Source organism: Brachyspira murdochii DSM 12563, from assembly GCF_000092845.1.
Lineage (GTDB): Bacteria > Spirochaetota > Brachyspiria > Brachyspirales > Brachyspiraceae > Brachyspira > Brachyspira murdochii.
Genome location: NC_014150.1, coordinates 558,924 through 580,623, shown reverse-complemented (window position 1 = coordinate 580,623; position 21,700 = coordinate 558,924). Strand labels below are relative to the sequence as shown.

Below are 21,700 nucleotides of genomic sequence, written 5' to 3'. Positions count from 1 at the left end.
TTTAATATTATGTTTACTTATTAAAATAAATATATTAGGAAATTTTTATTATGATTAAAAACGGATTTTTATTTATTATATTACTTTTTACTATTAGTTTTAATATATTTGCATTAACTCAAAAAGAAGAGGAGTTTTTTAATGCTGTAAAAGAAAATAAATATGAATCACAATTAAAAAATCTTTTAAGATATAAGATTGATTTAAATGCTACAAATGAAATGGGATTAACTCCGCTTTTGTATGCTATTGAATGCGGTAATGAAAGAGCTGTAAGAGTATTGCTTGAGTACAGCGAAGTTAATATTGAGTATAAACTTCCAGACGATTTTGCAGATTATCCGTACATAAATAGATATGAAGGTGATAGCTTTAATATAGGAGGAGCTACTCCTTTAATGTTTGCTATATTTAAAGGAAATTCGAGAATAGTTAAACAGCTAATTGATAAAAATGCTAATGTTAAGGCTAAAGATAATGAAGGAACTTCTGTATTTTTATATGCATGCGGTTTTGGAGACGGAAATATTATAAGAATGCTTCTTGTAAAAGACAGAACTTTAGTAAACGATAAAACTCTTAATAGTAATATTAACGGGCTTCATTATGCTGCATCTCTCAATAATTTAGAGACTATTAATTTTTTAATTAAAAATGTTGATATGAATATTAATGACAGAGATTTAAACGGATGTACTGCTTTGTATTATGCTGCTTACCATGGAAAAAGAGAGGCATATAATCTTCTTATTAAACTTGGTGCTAATAAAGATATAGGAGATAATTATGGAGTAAAGCCTGAATATATTTTATCTGGAGGAAGCTCTGCTGTTGATTTAGGTACTGATAACAATGAAGAAAATAATAATTCATTTACAAATACTTATGAAGAAAATATGTATATTATTAGAACTATTCAGGAATCAGATACTAATGCTTTAAGAAATATAATGATGTATTCTAATTTTAATATGAACTCTGTAATTATAGCTTATGAAACTCCTCTTACTTATGCTATACATCTTGGCAAAGATGATATGGTTAATGAACTTTTAAAATATAGAATTGATAATACAAATATTATTAATATAGAAACTAGTTTTATACCAAGAGATGATTTATATTTTAATGAAAGCAGAGCAGAGTTTACAGGGTATGTATATTTGTATAATGCAAGCCCTTTGCAGTATTCTATATTTAAAGGTAATACTAATATTATAAATACTCTTTTAAAGCTTGGTGCCGATATAAACAGAAAAGACAGTTTAGGAAATAATGCTTTAATGTATGCAGCAAGTTATGGAAGTGCAGAAGTTATTGATACGCTTCTAAATTACAGCAGCAATTCTTACAGAGTTGTTGATATATATGGTGATACTCCTTTACATAATGCAGCATTATTAGGAAATACTAATACTTTGACGGCCCTTATGAATAGAACTCCTATAAATATAAATGTACAAAATATTGATGGTAATACTCCTTTGCATTTGGCTGTAAAAAATCATAATACTAATACATACAGATTTTTACTATTAAAAGGTGCTGATTATACTATAAAAAATTATGATGGAAAAACTGCTTCTGATTTACTTTATGGTGATGGTGTTGAAAGTATAGAAAGTATTATTAGTAATAATATAAATACAAATAATATTAGTACAAATAATGTTTATTATAGTAATTTTTATACTAATGAAAAATTAAATGATGCTAAATCAAATAATGATTTATATGGTAATACCAATTTAAATAATATAGATAATACAAATAATAATATATTAACTAATTCATATAATAATATGCCCTACAATAATACATTTGATGAAGTTAAAGCAGTACCAGCTAATATTTTTTCTGATGATTTGATATACGAGTACAGTGATGATAAAACTATTGATGATAAGAATGATGATGATTATGTAGAGCCTGATGCAGATGATGATTATTCTCATATATATGAAGCAAGCAAGCCTCTTTTTGATGCTATATATAATGGTAATATTGAGGATATGCTTAAAGCTATTTCAAATGGCATAGATATAAATTCAAGAAATGAAGAAGGTTTTACTCCTTTACTTTATGCCATTAATTATGATAAATTAGAAGCTATTAAGGCACTTTTAAGTTATAGTAATATTATAGATATAGAAATGCCTCTTAATAATTATACTAATATATATTCTGTAAAAGGAAAGAATTTCAGCGGAGAAGTATTATTTAATGGCACAACTCCTTTACAGTATGCTGTATATAAAGGCAATACTAATGCTGTAAATCTTCTTATAGAAAATGGGGCTGACACAAAGAAAAAAGATTATAACGGATACTGCAGTTTATTTTATGCTTCGGCATTTTCTGATGCTAATATGATACACTTTTTACTCACAAAAGATCCTTCTCTTACAAGAGAAAAATCTTTAAGCGGAAGAACAGTTATGCATTTTTCTGCTTTGTATGGGAATGATGAAGCTATATCATATTATTTATCTAATACATTTTTAAGTATTAATGCCAAAGATAATGAGGGCAATACTCCTTTGCATTGTGCCTGTGAAAAGGGATACTCTTCTACTATTAACTTGCTTGTTCAAAGAGGGGCAAAAACTGACATGAGAAATAATGAAGGATTAACCCCTGCTGATATTGCTGGATAGAATAATTTATTTATTTTATATTGGCGGATTTAAGATAAATATGATTATTATATATTTAAATACATAATTGTTTTGTAAATGCTGGAATATAAAAAAATATTAATTTATGAAAATGGGGAACTAATGAAAACAATTTATAAAAATATGATAAAATATTCTTATATTGGTATGTGTATTTTTTTCTTTTTAATTTTTGCTAAAAAAGAAGATATTACAGGTACTGTTAGAATGGTTGGAACTTCTATGTTTCCTGATATTGTTATAAGCACTGAAGAGCGAGATTATTATTTTGATAAAAAATTTTTTGATGAATATGCTAAGTATGTCGGACAAAATATTACTGTAACAGCTAAAGTAAAGAAAGATACTATATGGCTTGCTGACAGAAGTAAATCTTTTGATAGATATACTATTAAGTGGGTTGAAAAAAAGGAATAGTATTTTTATTAGTATATTTTTGTTAATTTAACAATAATTCTTATATCTTTTTCACAAATAAACGTATAATTTGTATTATATATATTGATTTTTTTGATATTCACATATAATTATTTTATAAGGATATTTAAATTAATTATATTGTGAAATTGAAATATTAAAAAAATTGTTATATACTATATAGTACTATATAAAGAATGTTTAATATTTAATTTTTTATAAAGGAGTTATTTTATGAAACCAGAAAAAAGTAATCTTTTTACACCTTTAAAAATAGGTAATCTTGAAATAAAGAACCGTGTAGTAATGCCTCCAATGTGTATGTACAGTGCAGAAGACGGATACGTTAACGATTGGCATATTCAGCATTATTCTACAAGGGCTATAGGCGGAACAGGACTTATTATTGTTGAAGCTACAGGAGTGTTTTCCACTGCGAGCTATATTACTGACAATGATTTAGGCATTTGGGACGATAAATATATTGACGGTTTAAGCAAACTTGTTAAAGCTATTAAAGATAATGGAGCTACTGCTGCAATACAGATTAATCATGCTGGAAGAAAATGTGATTCTTTGAAAGTTGATAAAATATATGCTCCTAGTGCTATAGCATTTAGCGATCAATTTAAAACACCTGTTGAAATGACTAAAGATGATATTAATGAAGTTGTTGATGCATTTGTTAAAGCATTCGTAAGAGCTAAAAAAGCTGGTTTTGATATGGTTGAAGTTCATGCTGCTCATGGTTATTTAGTTTCTACTTTCTTATCGCCATTATCAAATAAAAGAACTGATGAATACGGAAAAAACAGAGCTAAAATTTTAGAAGAGATTTTAAGAAAAGGAAAAGAAGCTGTAGGAAAAGATTATCCTATACAAATAAGAATATCTTCTTATGACTGGAAAGAAGGCGGAAACACAGTAAAAGATTTTGTTGATATGTTAAAACCATTAGAAGAACAAGGATTATTTGATTCTATCAATGTTAGTACAGGAGCTGTTACTGCTGACGGTAAAATCATACCTTATGAAGGCTATCAAATACCTTTCTGCAGAGAGTTAAAACAATATATGAAAGTTCCTTGTATAGGCGGAGGACTTCTAACTGATGCTAAAATGGCTAATATGATAGTAAGAAACGGTGCTGCTGATGCTGTATATATTGGAAGAGAGATTTTAAGAAATCCTTACTGGGCATTACAGGCTGCTAGAACTTTAGGTATTGATGTTCCATTCCCTAAACAATATGAAATGGCTAAAAGATAAAATAATATGTAATTAAATATTTTTTGAGGCTTGATTATGCGTATTTATATATGCATAATTTAAGCCTTTTTTATTTTTATTTGCTTCTAAACATTATTTCTCCTTGATATATTTTTATTTAATAATAAAATTGTTATATATAAATTTTGTTGATAATATAAATTATGAAGTGCTTATTAATTGTAACAGCTTTATTTATTGGTATATACTTTAATATTTTTTCATTTACCCAAAATGAAAATGATTTACTAATTGCAGCTGAAACTTCGGATACTGTTTCGGTTAGAAATATACTTAACAGAAAAGATGTTGATGTTAATGTGAGAGATAAATACGGTGTTACTCCTTTAATGCATTCTGTATTTAATAAAAATATTTATATATTAGAATTGTTATTAAAAAATAATGCCGATACTGATATAAAAAATGACAGCGGTAAAACTGCTTTAATATATGCATGTAAGCTAGGGGATTTTGATATTATACAAATGCTTATATGGTATAAGGCTGATATCAATATAACTGATAATTATAAATCTACAGCTTTAATGTATGCAGCAAACAGCAGTACTAATATTATAACACTATTAGCAGAATCTGGGGTAGATATTAATGCTCAGAATTTAGACGGAAAAACTGCTTTGATGTATAATATTTTAAATAGTGCTGATGTTAATATGATTAATCTTTTTATTAGTTTAGGAGCGGATATCAATATTCAGGATATTCATGGTTATAGTGCTTTGATGTATGCTTCTATACTTGATTATAGAAATATAGTTGAAATATTAATAGAAAATGGGGCAGATGTAAATAAAAGAAATAATTATAATAAAACCGCTTTAACTATGGCAGAAGAAAATAAAAATTATAAAATGGCAGAGATTTTAATTAAATATGGTGCTGTAAGATAGATATTCTTTTATTCTAAATTTTTATAAATTAATCAAAAAACTTAAATTTCGTATTGAAAAAAATTTTTTAAGTCTTATTATATATGCAAAAAAAATATATGGGATACATTGTATGTCTAAAAATAAATCAATACTCATTGCAGCATCAGCTTATATAATTTGGGGACTTCTTCCAGTATATTGGAAAGCAGTTCAGAATTTTGATTCAGCATTTGTTTTGGGTATTCGTGTTATAACTACTTTTATATTTACTTTGATAATAATTATTTATAAGAGAGCAAGTCTTTACAGAGGTATAAAACCTTTAATATCAATAATAATAGCAGGTATTTTCTTGGGTATTAATTGGTATTTATATATTTATACTGTGAACTCAGGTCATGTTCTTGAGGCTGGACTTGCATATTATATAGCACCTATTTTAAGTATACTTACTGGAATAATATTTTTTAAAGAGAAAAAAACATTATTAGAATATGCCGCTATAATTTTGATGTTTATAGGTATGATTTATCAAACTATTACATTAGGAAGACCTCCTATAATGGCATTTTTTATAGGGCTTACTTTTTCTATATACGGCGTATTCAAAAAAATTACAGTATATTCTGGCTGGGAAAGTTTGTTTTTAGAGACGGCTGCTATACTTATTCCTTCAATAATATTAAGCAAAATGTATTTTCCTTCTTCGCCTCAGTCGGTTTCTTCTTGGGTAACTTTGATGTTTGCAGGTATTGCTACTGGTATACCTCTTTATTTGTATGCCAAGGCAGCTAAAGGTCTTGATGTTTCTACTCTTGGATTTTTACAGTTTTTACTTCCTTTAATTGCTACTTTGCTTGCTATTTTTGTATATAAAGAAGAAGTTAATGTAAATAGGGCAGTTACGCTCATTATTATAATAATTGCTGCTGTACTTTATACAATATCAATATTTAAAAATTCTAGCAATAAAGATAAAATATAAAAATATATATAAATTATTTTCTTATGCTTTTTTGGAAATACCTTGATAGGTCAACAGGTGTATCTTCAAGCCAAGATGACATAATGCATTCATATCTTCCTTTGCTTTTACTTAATTTATATATCTGATATTCTACTCTGTCATTTCTTCCGCTTATTTTTTCTCTTGACTCAACAAGCATTTCATATATTCCGTCTCCGTCAATATCTTCAAATATATTGTCCATTTGAGTAATTACAGAACTTTTCATAGAATTAATTTCTCTATAAAATTCTATATCAGCTATAAACTTTATACTTGCTCCGTCTATTCTAAACATATACATGTATATATCTTTATCCTGTCCATTATCATTTATGATATAATATTTTATTATTCCTATTTCGTTCTTTCTGTCATAAAAGTTTTCTAAATCTACAGCAGAGTTTTTTCCAAATCTGTCTGTGCTGTATGAAAACTCTTCTTTTTCGTTATTATATATGCAAATTTTATTTCCCTGAGCAGATGATACTAAAGCTATAAATTCATTTCCTTCTATAGGGAGAACGTCAGCAATAATGATAGAGTTTACGTTGTATCCTTTTTTTTCTAAATCATTTTTTAATTTTTCAGCCTGAGTATAATCGGCATTATTTATATTATCGCTTTTGTAGTATACAATTTCTCCGTTACTTGAAAGATTGAATAAACTCTCTACATCAATTGCATATAGATTAAAAGTTAATATTAAAGAAGTTATAATTATTAATATTTTTTTCATAATTTGTTATCCGTAATTTAAAATTTTATATCAGTAAATTCTATTTCAGAGTTTACCTTTCCGTCAGAACTTTTATATTTAATAATTTTAGGCAGAGTATAATTTTCTATATTTTCATAACTGATGCTTACATCGTATATTTTAGATTTTTTATTATAATATTCAGCTTTTTCTATTAATAAAATTTCTTTATCAACAGTATATACCACACTATAATTAAGGTTTTCTCCTTTTGCTCCTAAAGTGATTTCATATTTATTTTTACTTTCCTCTAAAGATTCAAAAGTAAATTTTTTTGATAAGGAATCGTAGCTTGAAGAACTTCCAACCAAAGCATAAAATCCTATAGTTTCTAAAGCACCTTCAAATACAGAAAACATATTTCTATAAAAACTATCAACGTTTTCAAGTATTATAGAAGGTTTGCCTCCATGTGTAAAAGAAAATTTTAGTTTTATATCGTCTTTAGTTTTTGTATAACTTTTTGCAGGAATAGTATCAATTTGTCTTTGTACTATTTTTCCTTTTATATATGCTTCAAAATGTTTAGGATACGCAGAAGAATATTTATCTTTCATTTGTGCATATAAATCCTGAAAGTTAATATCGGTGCTTTCCTGAGAGTATAAAGTAGATGTATATAGTATGATAATTATTAATGCTGTTTTTATATATGTCATATTAACAATTCTCGTAAAAAAAATAATTTTTAATATTATTTTTTTTAAATTCATTAAGATAATCAATTAAAAACTTATGTAATTATCATTACACTTAAATATTTATGAAATTTTTTAACAAATTAGTAATCTTGACTTAAATCTTAAAGTTTGTTATACTTTTATTATAAAATAATTAAAACAAATATATTTATGGTAAGTATTTATGAGCGAAGAACAAAATGAACAAGTGTCAGAAACAGGCATATATTGTGCTAACTGCCGATATTGCGTATTGTTTAGAAAGTCAAGCGGAGTAGACGGCAACCAATATTTGCTAAGAGTTAAATGTGCACAGGAACAATGGCGTAAAAAACTTGGCGAAGAAAAAATGTACAAGTATTTTACAGTTGCAAGAAGAACAGTTGAAAAGTGTGATGACTATAAGGAAATGGGTGACTTAAGAAGTTTCCTAAAGGCTTTACGCAAAAGTCTGCCTGTTCGCGATGAGGTATATACTATAAAAAAATAATGGATTTTTTAGTGAAAAAAAGTTTTGTTTTTTTAGTTATACTTGTTTTTTTATTAGCTTCATGTGCCTCGGCTGTTAAGATATCTGTTGAAGAAGAGAGATATCCTAAAATAATAGCTGAGAAAGCATATACTGAATTTGGTAATAAAAATTACAAGACTGCTATAGCTTATTATCAGTATATAATAGACAATTTTGATAGAGAAAACTATAGTAAGGACGTGGCTTGGGCTTATTATGAAATAGGCTTCTGCTATTATTATCAAAATAAGTATGAAGAGGCTTTAACATATTTTGATATAGTTATAAATAATTTTACAGTTTTACCTCCTAGAATTTTGGCTCAGAAGGTTATGCAGGATATTTATGATAAAAAGCCTAAATTAAAACCTGTAGAGATAATAGAAGAGGAAGTAGAAATTATTGAAGAAAATGTAGACTCATGAGAAAAGAACATAGCATTACTACTAGACTTATATTAAATTTTTTAATAATGAGTATTATAGGTATAGCTGTTATATTAATAATATATGTTTTGTATTCCAGAGGCGAAGGCAGAGATTATTCTTTATTTACATATATGTTAATAAGTTTAATATTCTATAAAACTTATATGCCCTATATAATATCTTTATCTGTATATTCTGCTTTCTTTAAGGCTAAATATCTATATCAGGAAAATATATCAAAAGTCATAGCGGCACCTATAACAGCAATTATAGTTTTAGTTATATTTTATACATTATATGACTATTCTTTTGTTGATTCTTTTATTTCTCTTGTGAAGGAACATAATGCTTCTAGAGATACAATGATTTATTATGAATACGGCTTGAAGCTAAAAAATGAAGCATATGAAAAAGCTAAAACAGAACTTATTAACGGCAATTTAGAATCTGCCACTTATTTTGCTGAAGAGGCATTATTTTATGATAAAAATGACGGTAATGTGCTGCTTCTAATAAAAAGCATACAGGAAGAAAAAAGAAAAGAGCATGAAAAACTTCATCAATTGGAAATAAGTAATATTAATAATTTATTAAGACTTGGTACTAGAGAGTTTAGCTATTCAAATTATTATGAAGCCTCTAAATATTTTAATCAGGTTATTGCTTTAGACAGATATAATCCTTTAGCTTTATATTATATAAATAAAATCAGCATTGCAAATAATCAAAAGCCAAAGTATGTAAGCACTACAACAGAAGAGGCATCAGTATACGGAAGATTGTCAGATGTTATTACACTTTATGAAAATGGAAGATTATGGGACGCTTATGATGGAATTTCTAAATTATATATGGAAGCTCCAAATATAGCAGAAGTTGATAATTATTATTCTATTATCAGAGATTCTATAAGCCGATATGATTTCTTTATTAGAGAAGCCAAAGAAATAAGAAATGCTTATATTAATAATCCGGACATACTGCAGTACACATCAGCATTAAATCATAATGGAATAAATTTAATGCTTGATAAAAATACATTGCTTTCATCTTCAAGCAGTTCTGTGTTTAAAAATAGTTTTTATATATTTGATGTATCACTTATCAAACTTGATGATGAATTAAAAATTGTAAGCTGCGATAATTATTTATATGGAAAAATAGCTGATGAATTTAAATCTACAAATAATAATAAAAATATTATATTGAAGGCACGTTTTGATACAAATAAAAATGATTATATCTATAGTGATACCAACAGTTTAATTATTCCTATTTCTATATCATACAGTACTTTAGATATTATTAAAAATTATACTTCTTTGGAATTAAAATATATTAATCTATCAGATTTATTTACATTAAGAAAAGAAATTAAAAGATTTGGATACTCAGATAAAGAGATTAACCTTGAATTAATAACTAAAAATATAGAACCCATTACATATCTGTTATTATTCCTTATAATAGCATATTATTCATTTAGATATAGGCTTTCTATGTCTCCTTCAGCTACTTTTCACATATATAATAGAGTTACAGGAGTAGTTGGAACTATATTGCTTGCTTTGGTATATAAGGTAATAGTCAGTTATATTGCTATGCTTCTTGTGATGGTTTCTGAGATTACTCTTAGTGTTATCATTATTGTAGTGTCAGCTTTTATTTTGATATTGATTGTAATATTCCAAATGGCTAGAATTCCGAGAGATGTTAGATAATTTATATTCAAAGAGAGAAATAACAGAATATTTAAAAGAGAAATCTATATTTCCAAATAAAAATAGAGGTCAGAATTTTTTATGTGATAGAAATATTGCATATAATATAGCATATACTGTTCCAAAAAGTTACTCAAGAGGTGAATTGGCTTTAGAGATAGGAGGAGGGCTTGGAGCTTTAAGCAGCATGCTTATAGATATATACAAGGAAAATCTTACTATAGTAGAATATGATAATGCCTTGTACAATCATTTGAAAGAAAAATTTAATAATATTAATATAATTCATAAAGATATATTAACTTTTGATATATCAGATTCTGATAAGCAATATGATGTTTACGGTAATATACCATATAATATAGCAAGCCCTATAATGGAATGGCTATTGCAAAAATCTTACGGTAAATGGAACTATGCTGTATTTATGGTTCAAAGTGATTTTGCTGAAAGACTTACAGCTAAAGAGAATACAGAAAATTATTCAGCTTTGACGCTATTTGCCAATTTTATGGCTGATGTAAAACTTGAATATAATGTTTCTAAAGAAGTTTTTTATCCTATTCCAAAAGTTACATCATCTATTATAAGTATTACTCCAAAAGAAACTGATATTGATATGATAGATATATTTAAGTCAGTTTCAAAAACATTATTTCATAATAGAAGAAAGACTATAAAAAATAATTTTATTAATTCTCCATATATTAATATAAATAAAAATTGTATAGATGAAATACTTAAAAAATCAGATATTGAGGGAAATGTCAGAGGTGAAACTTTAAACTTGGATAAAGTAATTAAACTTTCTAATATATTAAAAGAATATATTGATTAATTATTGGTATTATTTTCTATTATTCTTACAGATTTTATGATATTATTTATTTCTTTATCATCTTTTTTGCTGTTGGCATTATACATACATATTATCTGAAGTATGCCGTTATCATGAAGCATCGAGAATGATTTATGATAAGTTTTATTAGGTCCGTAATAAAAACTTAATAATATTTCATAAGCATTATCATAACCTTCAACTCTGCCTTCATTAACTATTTGAAATTCCTGAACAGCATTATTATTTTTTAATCCATTTACTATATCATTTCTAGCTTTTTCTAAATTTATTATACCAGTGTATGCTGCTTTATATTTTTTATATACTATTGTGTATATTGCTGTTGTTCTTTGTACTCCGTATGAATTATGATATTCTATTGTATTATCAGTATCTACAACTCCGCCTAAAAAATTTTCTTCAAAATCTTCAGGTACATCTATTGCTATATTATTAAGAATAATAGTTTTTGTATTTGGTTTGCAGGCATATATAGATAATGCCAAAAGAATAGTTAAAAAGATTATAGATATATTTTTTGTATTCATTGTTTTATTATATATCATAATTCATATTTTTAAAGTAAAAAATTATTTTATATAATTATTTTTTCGTAAATCTTAAAGATTTTTTTATGACATTGCTGTATAATTTTTTATATTTATATAATATAAGATTTATGAGAATAAAAATTATAAGTAAAGGAAATATGAATAATGAGGAAAACTAAAATAATAGCTACTTTAGGACCAAGATGGTCTAGCGAAGATATGATAAAAAAGATTATAGAAAACGGGGCAGATGTATGCAGATTAAATTTTTCATTTGGGGCTTATGAAGAACATTTAGAGAGAATCAATATAATAAGAAAAGTTTCTAAAGAATTGAGAAAACCGGTTGCAATACTAGCTGACATGCAGGGACCAAAAATAAGAATAGGCAAATTGAAAGAACCTATAGCAGTAAAAGAGGGCGATATCGTAAAATTAAGCGGATATAAAGAAACTAATGATGACAGCATTATTCCTACAACACATTCTAATATAGCACATGATGTAAAAAATGGCTCTATGCTTTTAATAGCTGACGGTACCATACAGCTTATAGTAGAATCAAGCGATGAGGCTTCAAAACTTGTTGTATGTAAAGTTATCACTGGAGGTACTATATTAAGCAGCAAAGGCATTAATTTACCGGGGGCCCATGTTACTACAGAAGTTTTAACAGAAAAAGATATTAATGATGCATTATTCTGTGCAAAAAATGGTGTAAATTATTTGGGTATGAGTTTTGTTAGGCGTGCAGAGGATGTTATAAGGCTTAGAAAAATTTTAGATGATAATAATTTTCAGCATGTTGCTATAGTATCAAAAATAGAGAATACAGAATCTTTAGAAAATTTGGAAGAGATAATCAAACATTCTGACGGAGTTATGGTAGCAAGAGGTGATTTGGGAGTAGAAATACCATTCGGAGAGGTTCCTGTTTGGCAGAAAAAGATATTAAAAATGGCCAATGATTTAGGTAAAATTACTATAATAGCTACTCAAATGCTTGAAAGTATGACAAAAAGTCCTGTACCTTCAAGAGCTGAAGCCAGCGATGTTGCTAATGCTGTATTAGATGGTACTGATGTTGTTATGATGTCTGCTGAAACTGCTTCTGGTGATTATCCTATAGAATCAGTTAAAGCTATGGTTTCTATTGTAGAGGCTGCTGAGAGATCTATGATAAAAATATCTCATGATAATATGAATTTATTAGACAGAGGACTAAATGATGCATTAGCTGATAGTGCTTCTTATTTGTCATACAGTTTGAATAATAAAGTAATAATTGCACTTTCTAGGTCTGGAAGAACTGTAAAAAACTTATCTAAAAAAAGACCAAAAACTCCTATAGTATTTATGTCAGCTGATTTTAATTTATGTAACAGCCTTTCTATATGCCATAATGTTTATACTATACTTATGCCTGAAGATTTAAACTTCAGTTCTGGAATTAGTCATAGCGGACAGATAGATATACTTGAAGATACTATAGTTAAGCATAATTTAGCAAATCATGGTGATACTGCAATAGTTGTCAGCGGAAGTAAGTGGCAGGGAAGATGGCAGGAAAATAGTGTTCGTGTAGTTATTATACACTAATTTATATATTATATTTTTATTTGGGATTGCTAATATTTTTTAGTAATCCTTTTTTATGTATTTATAAAAAATAATTTTAATAATATAAATATTTTACATATTACTGCTTGAAGTAATGTGTAAATATTGTATAATATACTGATAATAATTTGTTGGAGCTCATAATATGCATAATGAAAAAAGAGAAAAATTATCGAATAGGCTTGGTTTTTTACTAGTGTCGGCAGGATGTGCTATAGGACTTGGAAATATATGGAGATTCCCTTATATAACCGGTAAATATGGCGGAGCTGCTTTTGTTGTTGTTTATCTTATATGTTTAGCAGTAATAGGATTGCCTATACTTATAATGGAGTTTAGTATAGGACGTGCAGGCGGCAGGGATATTGCAGGTTCTTATAAGGTATTGGAAAAAGAAGGCTCTAAATGGCATTTAATAGGATATATTCAGATGTTGGGCTGTCTTATACTTATGATGTTTTATACCAGTGTTACGGGCTGGACTGTTACATATGCTTATTATATGGCGACTGGTGCTACATTAGGATTAAGTCCGGACGGAGTGGGACAGTTTTTTGGTTCTATGCTTTCCAATCCTAAAATAATGGTTATTAGTTTATTTATAGCTGTATTTTTTGGTACATTGATATGTTTTAAAGGTCTTCAGGCAGGTGTTGAAAAATCATCAAAGTTTATGATGTCGTCATTATTTGTAATAGTTATAATATTAATAATTAGATCTGTAACTTTGAAAGGTGCTATAGAAGGAGTAAAATTTTATCTTCTGCCGGATTTATCAAAAATTTTTCAAGGAGGCGTAGGAAATTTATTTGAGGTAATATATGCAGCAATGGGGCAGGCATTTTTTACTTTGGGTATAGGAATAGGGAGCATGACAATATTTGGAAGCTATATAGGAAAAGAAAAATCTATAACAAATGAATCTATAATAATAGTTATATTAGATACATTAATAGCACTTCTTTCTGGGCTTGTAATATTTCCAGCTTGTTTTGCATTTAATGTAAATCCGGGTGAAGGTGCAGGTTTGGCATTCGTTACTTTGCCTAATATATTTAATTCTATGCCTCTTCCTAGATTGTGGGGCACATTGTTTTTTATATTTTTGACAATGGCTGCTTTAACTACTGTTGTAACTGTATTTGAAAATTTAATAGCTTTTACTATGTCAGAGTTTAAAATGCATCGTAATACAGCATCTATAGTAGTTGGCATAGTTGTATTTGTATGTTCTCTTCCTACTGCTTTGGGCTTTAATGTATTATCATTTATACATCCTATGGGAGCAAATACAAGTTTCCTTGATTTATTTGATTTTATAGTAAGTTATAATTTGGTTGAGCTTGGAGGAATATATATAATAATATTCTGTGTTTCTAAATACGGTTGGGGATGGGATAATTTTATTACAGAAGTTGATTCTGGAAGCGGAATAAAGTTTCCAGTTATATCAAGATTTTATGTAACTTATATACTTCCTATAATATTATTTGCTATGTTTATTATTAATTACATATATAAGTTTTTTATTTGAAATTAATGATTTTTTATATATGCATACTATGTATGTATGCATTTTTTGTTTATTATATTGAATAAAATTATATGTCTTTACATTTATTATTAATGTTAGTATAATAAACCTGTTTCCAAAACTACTTGATAATATTATATTTATTATTTTTATATGTAAGTATTTAGTCTTTCCTTTTTACAGAAGAAAGACATGCTTATAAAATTAAAATGGCATAACTATCTATTAATTTAGTTTTGAAATAAGTTATCGTATAAAAATTATAGTGTATTGTTAAGTTTATTGGATTATTTTGAAGTGAAGTTTTTTATAAAATAAATAATTTTACATTAAGAGGAGTTTATAATAATATGACTAATGAAGAGATGTTTAAAAAAGTTGAAAAGAAATTTAATTCTCAGGATTTTTTATCTTTTGTAGGAATGAAACTTGAACATGTTGAGAAGGGAAAGGTTATTATATCATGTGAAAATAAAAAAGAGTTTTCTCAGTATTTAGGATATATGCATGGAGGAATGGTTGCGGCACTTGCTGATACTGCAGGCGGACATGCTGCCGCTAGTATGCTTGAAGAAGGATATAAAACTGTAACTTCTGAACTTAAAATACATTATTTAAAGCCTGTTGTGGCAAAAAAAGTAATAGCAGTTGGAGAAGTTTTAAGTTCTGGAAAAAAGTTAATAATAGTAGAAGCAGTTATAAAAGATGAAGAGGATAATATGCTTGCAAAGATGATAGCAACTATGTTTGTAATAGATCCTTCTTAAATTTAGAAAAAATAATATATCAAAAATATCATTTACTATTTTTAATTTTTATAAGTTTATAAAATTATATTGATAACTCAAGGAGATTATATATGATAATAGGATTTATAGGTGCTGGTGCTATGGGAGGAGCTTTAATAGAAGGCTTTATAAAATCTGGAATAGAGTATACCAATATCATAGCCAGCGTAAAGACAATGGAAAAAAAAGATTATCTTGAAAAAAATCTTGGAATAAAAGTTTATACAGATAATAGAAAAGCGGCTGCTGAGGCTGATGTTTTATTTATAGCAGTTAAGCCTTATATGGTTAGTACGGTGGCGGCAGAGATATCATCATCTATTAAAGTTGGCTCTACTATTGTTAGTGTTGCGGCTTCTGTTAGTAAAAGAGATTTATCAAGACTTTTTAATGGAAGCAGAATTGTGAGAATAATGCCTAATACTCCGGTAAAAACATGCAATGGTTTTATATCCGTTGTGGAGGCAGAAAATAAAGTTGTAGAAAATGGTGTTGTAGAGCTGCTTAAACGAGTAGGAATGGTTAAGGTAATAAAAGAAGAGCAGATACATGCTTATAATGCTATGGCAGGCTGTTCTCCAGCTTTTATGTATATATTAATAGAGGCTATGAGTGATGCAGGAGTATTAATGGGTATAGACAGAAAGACATCTATAGAAATGGCAGCACAGGTATTTAAAGGTACTGGTGCTATGGTATTAGAATCTGGAAAACACCCAGCACAGTTAAAAGACGGAGTATGTACTCCCGGCGGGCTTACTATTAAAGGGGTTGAAGTACTTGAAGAAAAATCTATGAGAAGCGGACTTATAGAAAGCATTATTGCAAGTTATAATAAATCTATAGAAAGTGAAAAAAAGTAAAAATTGTATTATACTATTTATAGTATTATCTTTTTGTTATAATATATAAAATTATAATAATCAAATTGAAAAATTCTATTTGACTTTTTTAATTCAATTATTATAATATCAATATAAGCTATATGGAGAAAGATATGCCTAAAAAGACAATATTAGTTTTAGACGATGAAAAAAGCATTAGAACTCTGTTTGAGGAAGAGTTCAAAGATGAAGGCTATGATGTAGTATCCACAGACAGCGGAGAAGAAGCCTTGGAAATGCTTGATAAAGGTACTCCTCATATTGATTTGATAACTTTAGATATAAAAATGCCTAAGATGGACGGATTAGATTTTTTAGCTAAAGTTAGAGAGAAACATAGAGAGCTTCCTATAATAATATGTACAGCATATAATAATTATAGACATGAGTTTTCTGTTTGGAATGCCGACGGTTATATATTAAAATCCGGCAATCTTACAGAGATTAAGGATAAGATAAAAAGACTTATAGGTTAATATTTATGCCGCATATTCGTAAAGATCCTGTAACTAAGCAGTCCGTTATTATTTCAGCAGAAAGAACTGGAAGGCCTAGTGATTATGTTAATTCAGATAAAAAGCATGTATCCAATTCTGAACTTAGCTGTCCTTTTTGCAGAGGGCATGAGATGAAAACACCGGACTCTGTTTATACAGTTTATGCTGAACAGGAAGAGATATGGCAGGTTAGAATAGTCCCTAATAAATATCCTATAATATCTGAAACCCATAAAAATGAATTGCCTAAAGAAAACAGCCTTTTTTGTGCCAGCAGTTCTAAAGGGTTCCATGATGTCATTATAGAGCACCCTAATCATTATTTTAATTTTTACCATGCACAGACAGAAGATTTTTTTTATATTTTCAAAGCTGTTATGATGAGGCTTAGAGATTTGGGTAAAAATGAAGATATGCTCTATAGTCTCCATTTTAAAAACTTCGGTCCTGAAGCAGGTGCGAGCCTTTCTCATTCTCACTCTCAAATTATAACAACTCCATTCATACCAGTTCAAATGCTTGATGAAATTAACGGTGCTTTTGAATATTATAATGAAAATAACAGATGCGTATATTGTGATATTATATTGGAAGAGAAAAAACTTAATGAAAGGGTAATATATGAAAATGATAATTTTATAGCTATTGCTCCTTTTGCTTCAAGGTCTCCTTATCAGATATATATAATTCCTAAGCAGCACTCTAATAGTATAATATACACTTCAAGCCCTCATATGCTGGATTTTGCTTCTATACTTAAAAATATATTTGACAGACTGTATAACCTTTTAGGCGAAGTGAGTTTTAATTATGTGCTTCATACTCTTTTGCCGGTATTCAATGATAGATATAATTACTCCAGCCATTGGTTTTTAGATATAATGCCTAAAATGAGCAAACTTGCAGGGTATGAATTGGGAAGCGGTGTATTTATTAATTCTATTACACCAGAAGATGCAGCAGAACAATTAAGAAATGCCTTATAATATTACTATATGATCTCTGGTAATAACAGCATCATAGTTTTTGTATCCTAATATTTTTAATATATCATCAGAATGATGTCCGATTATTTTTTCTACATCATTAGAACTATAATTAATTATTCCTCTTGCAAATTCATTTCCATCTTCATCTATAATGCTTACTATATCGCCTTTTTTGAAGCTATTAATTACTTTTGTTACACCTATAGGAAGAAGGCTTGATTCTTTTTCAAGTACGGCCTTTTTAGCACCTGCATTTACTTTTAATTTTCCTATTATAGTTGTTGCATAAGCAATCCATCTTTTTTTTGTAGGAAGTTCATTAGTTTCTTCTACAGGGTAAAATATAGTTTTATCTTCGCTTTCAAATATATTGTTAAGTACATTTGGTTTTTTACCATTAGCTATAAATAAAGCACAGCCAGACCTTGTAACTATTTTAGCAGCCTGAAGTTTTGTCTTCATTCCGCCTCTTCCGCCTTTAGAGGCATCTAGTCCAAGACTTTCTATTTCTTTGGTAACTTCAAATACTTCATGTATAAATTTTGCATTTGGATTGGTTTTAGGGTTATCATCATAAAGCCCGTTAATATCTGAAAGTATTATAAGCAAATCAGCATCAAGTTCGCTTGCTACTAGGGCAGAGAGTTTATCATTATCAGAAAAACTTATTTGAGTAACATCGTATAATTGTTTAAGCTCATCGCTTGATACGGTATCATTTTCATTTATTATAGGTACAACCTTATATTTTAAAAGCATATTTAAAGTAGAATGAAGGTTAAGATATCTTCTTCTGTTTGAAAAATCTTCTTCTGTAAGAAGTATTTGAGCTGTAACTATATCAAATTTTGAAAATCCGTCTTCATATATTGACATAAGCTGAGACTGTCCTATAGCAGCACAGGCTTGTTTTAAAGCTACTTCGTCCAAATCCTGAACATTAATTTTTTTAGCACCAAGTCCTACTGCTCCGGAAGTAACTATCAATACCTCTTTTCCCATTCTATGAAATTTTGCTATAGCCTCTATGAAAGAATATATTCTTGCTAAAGAAATATATCCTTCATCATTTCTTAAAACATTAGTTCCAAATTTGAATACTATTCTATTTATATTATTTAAATCTATTTTTTTCATAGCAAGTATTATAAATTATATATAAAAAAAATAAAGTTATAATTGATGATTATTTTAATTTTATTTAAGAGATTATATTATTATTTATTTGCTTCCCCATACACCGCCGAATTTAAAACTCAAACCTAAATAAAAATCATTATCTACTGTATAGTGTCCGTTTTTTTCATTATATGAAATAACTCCTGCTTGGTTTCTATTTTCTAATTCATAATATTGATAATTATTTTTATATACTGGGTCATAGGTGAAAGTATCAGAAAGCATAATTTTGAAATCATCAGTTATATTAAAAGTAATTCTTAAAAAAGCTCTGTATTTAAGCTGATAAATATCTTCTGCATTTGAATATATATTATTATCATGTATACCGAAATGTGCTGTTATATCAAATTTCCATAATCTTCTAGCTTCAAAGAATATAAAGCCGCTCATTCCATAATATGGTTTTTCTCCATTAAATGTTTGTATAGAAAAATCAGTATAGTATCCGCCATTGTAATTGTGAGTATTATTATTTTCACTTCCGGGTGAATATTCATTATTTCTTCTTATACCATGTCTGAACCAAAATCCTTCAACTCCTACAGTAAATCTTCCATTTCTTCCATTTTTAAAGTAAAAAAATGCATTAATACTATCTCCCCATTCTTTTATTGGTATAGAGCCTATTTCTGTAATTATACATGCTGCTCCAGTATTTATATAGTCATTGCTGTATGCTGCTTTAGCCATAAGTCCTTTAGAAGAATTAGCATCAAGTCCCATTTCTCCATTAACCATTCCTACACCTATAAATACTCCAAAGAAATTAGCTTCTAGCATTAGTCCAGTATCGTACCTTGGTATAAACTGAGTATCATATCCTATAGGCATATCTCTTGGTCCAGACAGTACAGTTGCTTTATTGCTGCTTACTGTATGATAATAAAAGAGGGTAGGGAAGTATGAGGTCATAGGTATATTTTTTGTGTATGGTTCTAAAACTCCTACTCTTATTCCTACATATTTGAAATTTACAAATATATTCATCTTTGAAAAATCAAATACAGGCGGAGACATATCTTTATAAAATCTTGCTTTATGCGATAATGGTTCATAGAATCTTACATTCATATTAGCCTCTATCGAAGCATATTTATATTCTTTTATGTAATTCAAATCTCCGTATAAAAGAACCCCTAATGTATCTTCGTTTCCAGTTTGTTCTATAAGATCGCTCATTCTTCCATATGCTGTCATCTCTAAAGATGCGGATAATTGTCCGTATCTTTTTATATTATTAGTATTTGTTGTTTGTGAATAGGCATTGTATTTAATAATGCTAATTAACATAATACAAAAAAAAGAGAAGCAAAAAATTTTTGCTGTATGTATTAACTTTTTATAGTGTGCTGTGTGCTGTGTGCTGTGTGCTGTGTGCTGTGTGGTTTTTTCATTAATCATCTCCTTATAATATAATAATACTATATATAAGTCAATATATTAAGTAATATTATATTAAAATTCTTATATTTCTTATTGTGTATTTTAAACTTTTATACTATAATTTGCAATGTTATAATATTAATTATGGAAGGATATATTACCTATGAGAAAAGTATATATTGCTGTTAGTTTATTTTTATTAAGTTTTGCTTTATATTCGCAGGAAATAACAAATGCTGAAATTGTTACCAACTATAATCAAGAATCTACTAATTCTAACAATATATTTTTTTATTCTATAGAAAACGGAGATATTGCTAAAGTTAGAGAAATGCTTAAAGAGGGTATAGATGTTAATAGTACAAATGCTGAAGGCTGGTCAGCTTTGCATTTAGCTGTGAAAGCCAATAAGCCTGTTATAGTAAAAGAATTATTATCTCATAAAAAAATTGATATGAATCCTATGCTTCCTGCTGACAGTGTATTTATAGAAGGTAATGATAAATGGTATGCTGATGGTCAAACTCCTCTTTTGCTTGCAGCGTATTACGGATATAGTGATATAGTAACTATGCTTTTAAGTTATGGAGCTGATATTCTAGCTAAAGACAGCGTAGATGATGCTATGGCTATACATATTGCCTCAGCAAAAGGATATTATAAAGTAGTTGAAGCTATATTAGATTCTGCTGCAGCTAGAAACTCAAAAGTAGATATTGTTAATGTTGGAGATAATACTGGTACTACTCCTTTAATGTGGGCTGCTATGAATAATCAGGTAACAGTTATATCTATTTTAATTAAATACAAGGCTAATGTTAATATGCAGGATGATGACGGATGGACTCCGCTGCATTTTGCAGCTGCTTCAGACAGCTACAGAGCTGTTGAGATTCTTTTAAATAATGGTGCTGATGCTGATATGCCTGATATAGAAGGTAAAAAGGCTGATGATGTAACTAATGATACTGATATAGAAGCATTATTAAATAAATATATGACTGTTGATAATACTCAAACTGAAGATAAATAATTTTTTATTTTCTTTAGATTTGTTATGATTAG

At 28.0% G+C, this 21,700-nt stretch carries 21 protein-coding genes; 16 read left to right on the top strand and 5 right to left on the bottom strand.

Annotated features, from left to right (window positions below; genetic code table 11):
- Positions 1-50 precede the first annotated feature (50 nt).
- The 5 genes from BMUR_RS02405 to rarD all read left to right on the top strand — a co-directional run bounded on the left by BMUR_RS02405 (position 51) and on the right by rarD (position 6,245).
- Positions 51-2,657: an ankyrin repeat domain-containing protein gene (locus BMUR_RS02405; RefSeq protein WP_013113003.1), complete on the top strand. Its 2,607-nt coding sequence runs from the start codon at positions 51-53 to the stop codon at positions 2,655-2,657.
- A gap of 123 nt (positions 2,658-2,780) precedes the next feature.
- Positions 2,781-3,095, top strand: coding sequence for a hypothetical protein (locus tag BMUR_RS02400; protein ID WP_008727954.1), 315 nt, complete (start codon positions 2,781-2,783; stop codon positions 3,093-3,095).
- Between the two features lie 234 nt (positions 3,096-3,329).
- Positions 3,330-4,364, top strand: a complete 1,035-nt coding sequence (locus tag BMUR_RS02395) for an NADH:flavin oxidoreductase/NADH oxidase (RefSeq protein ID WP_013113001.1) — start codon at positions 3,330-3,332, stop codon at positions 4,362-4,364.
- A gap of 164 nt (positions 4,365-4,528) precedes the next feature.
- Positions 4,529-5,278, top strand: a complete 750-nt coding sequence (locus BMUR_RS02390; RefSeq protein ID WP_013113000.1) for an ankyrin repeat domain-containing protein — start codon at positions 4,529-4,531, stop codon at positions 5,276-5,278.
- Positions 5,279-5,390: 112 nt separating this feature from the next.
- The gene (gene rarD, locus BMUR_RS02385; RefSeq protein ID WP_013112999.1) at positions 5,391-6,245 is read left to right on the top strand and encodes an EamA family transporter RarD; all 855 of its coding nucleotides are present in this window, start codon (positions 5,391-5,393) and stop codon (positions 6,243-6,245) included.
- 13 nt (positions 6,246-6,258) lie between these two features.
- Here rarD and BMUR_RS02380 read toward each other — a convergent pair whose 3' ends face one another.
- Positions 6,259-7,005 (bottom strand): hypothetical protein, encoded by a 747-nt coding sequence (locus BMUR_RS02380; protein WP_013112998.1) that lies wholly within the window; start codon positions 7,003-7,005, stop codon positions 6,259-6,261.
- Positions 7,006-7,022: 17 nt separating this feature from the next.
- On the bottom strand, positions 7,023-7,685 hold the full coding sequence (locus BMUR_RS02375; RefSeq protein ID WP_013112997.1) for a hypothetical protein: 663 nt from the start codon (positions 7,683-7,685) through the stop codon (positions 7,023-7,025).
- A 205-nt stretch (positions 7,686-7,890) separates the two neighbouring features.
- Here BMUR_RS02375 and BMUR_RS02370 point away from each other — a divergent pair, with 205 nt between their 5' ends.
- Genes BMUR_RS02370 through rsmA form a run of 4 tightly spaced genes read left to right on the top strand, consistent with a single transcriptional unit; the run spans position 7,891 to position 11,204 of the window.
- Complete coding sequence (locus tag BMUR_RS02370) at positions 7,891-8,196, top strand: hypothetical protein (protein ID WP_013112996.1); 306 nt, start codon at positions 7,891-7,893, stop codon at positions 8,194-8,196.
- A gap of 11 nt (positions 8,197-8,207) precedes the next feature.
- Positions 8,208-8,642: a tetratricopeptide repeat protein gene (locus tag BMUR_RS02365; RefSeq protein ID WP_041750045.1), complete on the top strand. Its 435-nt coding sequence runs from the start codon at positions 8,208-8,210 to the stop codon at positions 8,640-8,642.
- Entirely contained in the window at positions 8,639-10,366 is a 1,728-nt protein-coding gene (locus BMUR_RS02360; RefSeq protein WP_013112994.1) for a tetratricopeptide repeat protein, read from the top strand. Before BMUR_RS02365 ends, BMUR_RS02360 begins: the two co-directional genes overlap by 4 nt.
- Positions 10,356-11,204 carry a 16S rRNA (adenine(1518)-N(6)/adenine(1519)-N(6))-dimethyltransferase RsmA gene (gene rsmA, locus BMUR_RS02355; protein ID WP_013112993.1) on the top strand — a complete coding sequence of 283 codons (849 nt, stop codon included), beginning with the start codon at positions 10,356-10,358 and terminating at the stop codon, positions 11,202-11,204. Before BMUR_RS02360 ends, rsmA begins: the two co-directional genes overlap by 11 nt.
- On the opposite strand, the gene BMUR_RS02350 is transcribed toward rsmA, so the two are convergent.
- Positions 11,201-11,755 carry a hypothetical protein gene (locus BMUR_RS02350; RefSeq protein WP_041750044.1) on the bottom strand — a complete coding sequence of 185 codons (555 nt, stop codon included), beginning with the start codon at positions 11,753-11,755 and terminating at the stop codon, positions 11,201-11,203. The two genes, rsmA and BMUR_RS02350, sit on opposite strands and share 4 nt — an antisense overlap.
- A gap of 168 nt (positions 11,756-11,923) precedes the next feature.
- Between BMUR_RS02350 and pyk the strand changes: the two genes are divergently transcribed.
- From pyk to galT, 6 genes are all read left to right on the top strand, one after another.
- Entirely contained in the window at positions 11,924-13,357 is a 1,434-nt protein-coding gene (gene pyk, locus BMUR_RS02345; RefSeq protein WP_013112991.1) for a pyruvate kinase, read from the top strand.
- 166 nt (positions 13,358-13,523) lie between these two features.
- On the top strand, positions 13,524-14,912 hold the full coding sequence (locus BMUR_RS02340; RefSeq protein ID WP_013112990.1) for a sodium-dependent transporter: 1,389 nt from the start codon (positions 13,524-13,526) through the stop codon (positions 14,910-14,912).
- 350 nt (positions 14,913-15,262) lie between these two features.
- Entirely contained in the window at positions 15,263-15,679 is a 417-nt protein-coding gene (locus BMUR_RS02335; RefSeq protein WP_013112989.1) for a PaaI family thioesterase, read from the top strand.
- Positions 15,680-15,771: 92 nt separating this feature from the next.
- A complete protein-coding gene (gene proC / locus BMUR_RS02330; protein WP_013112988.1) occupies positions 15,772-16,563 on the top strand; it encodes a pyrroline-5-carboxylate reductase in 792 nt (263 codons plus the stop codon).
- A 134-nt stretch (positions 16,564-16,697) separates the two neighbouring features.
- Positions 16,698-17,060: a response regulator gene (locus BMUR_RS02325; RefSeq protein ID WP_012670232.1), complete on the top strand. Its 363-nt coding sequence runs from the start codon at positions 16,698-16,700 to the stop codon at positions 17,058-17,060.
- 5 nt (positions 17,061-17,065) lie between these two features.
- On the top strand, positions 17,066-18,067 hold the full coding sequence (gene galT, locus BMUR_RS02320; RefSeq protein WP_013112987.1) for a galactose-1-phosphate uridylyltransferase: 1,002 nt from the start codon (positions 17,066-17,068) through the stop codon (positions 18,065-18,067).
- Here galT and proB read toward each other — a convergent pair.
- Together proB and BMUR_RS02310 are read right to left on the bottom strand one after the other, a co-directional pair.
- Complete coding sequence (gene proB, locus BMUR_RS02315; RefSeq protein WP_013112986.1) at positions 18,062-19,207, bottom strand: glutamate 5-kinase; 1,146 nt, start codon at positions 19,205-19,207, stop codon at positions 18,062-18,064. The genes galT and proB overlap by 6 nt on opposite strands.
- 84 nt (positions 19,208-19,291) lie before the next feature.
- On the bottom strand, positions 19,292-20,542 hold the full coding sequence (locus BMUR_RS02310) for a hypothetical protein (protein ID WP_013112985.1): 1,251 nt from the start codon (positions 20,540-20,542) through the stop codon (positions 19,292-19,294).
- Positions 20,543-20,798: 256 nt separating this feature from the next.
- Between BMUR_RS02310 and BMUR_RS02305 the strand changes: the two genes are divergently transcribed.
- Positions 20,799-21,668, top strand: coding sequence for an ankyrin repeat domain-containing protein (locus BMUR_RS02305; protein WP_013112984.1), 870 nt, complete (start codon positions 20,799-20,801; stop codon positions 21,666-21,668).
- Positions 21,669-21,700 lie beyond the last annotated feature (32 nt).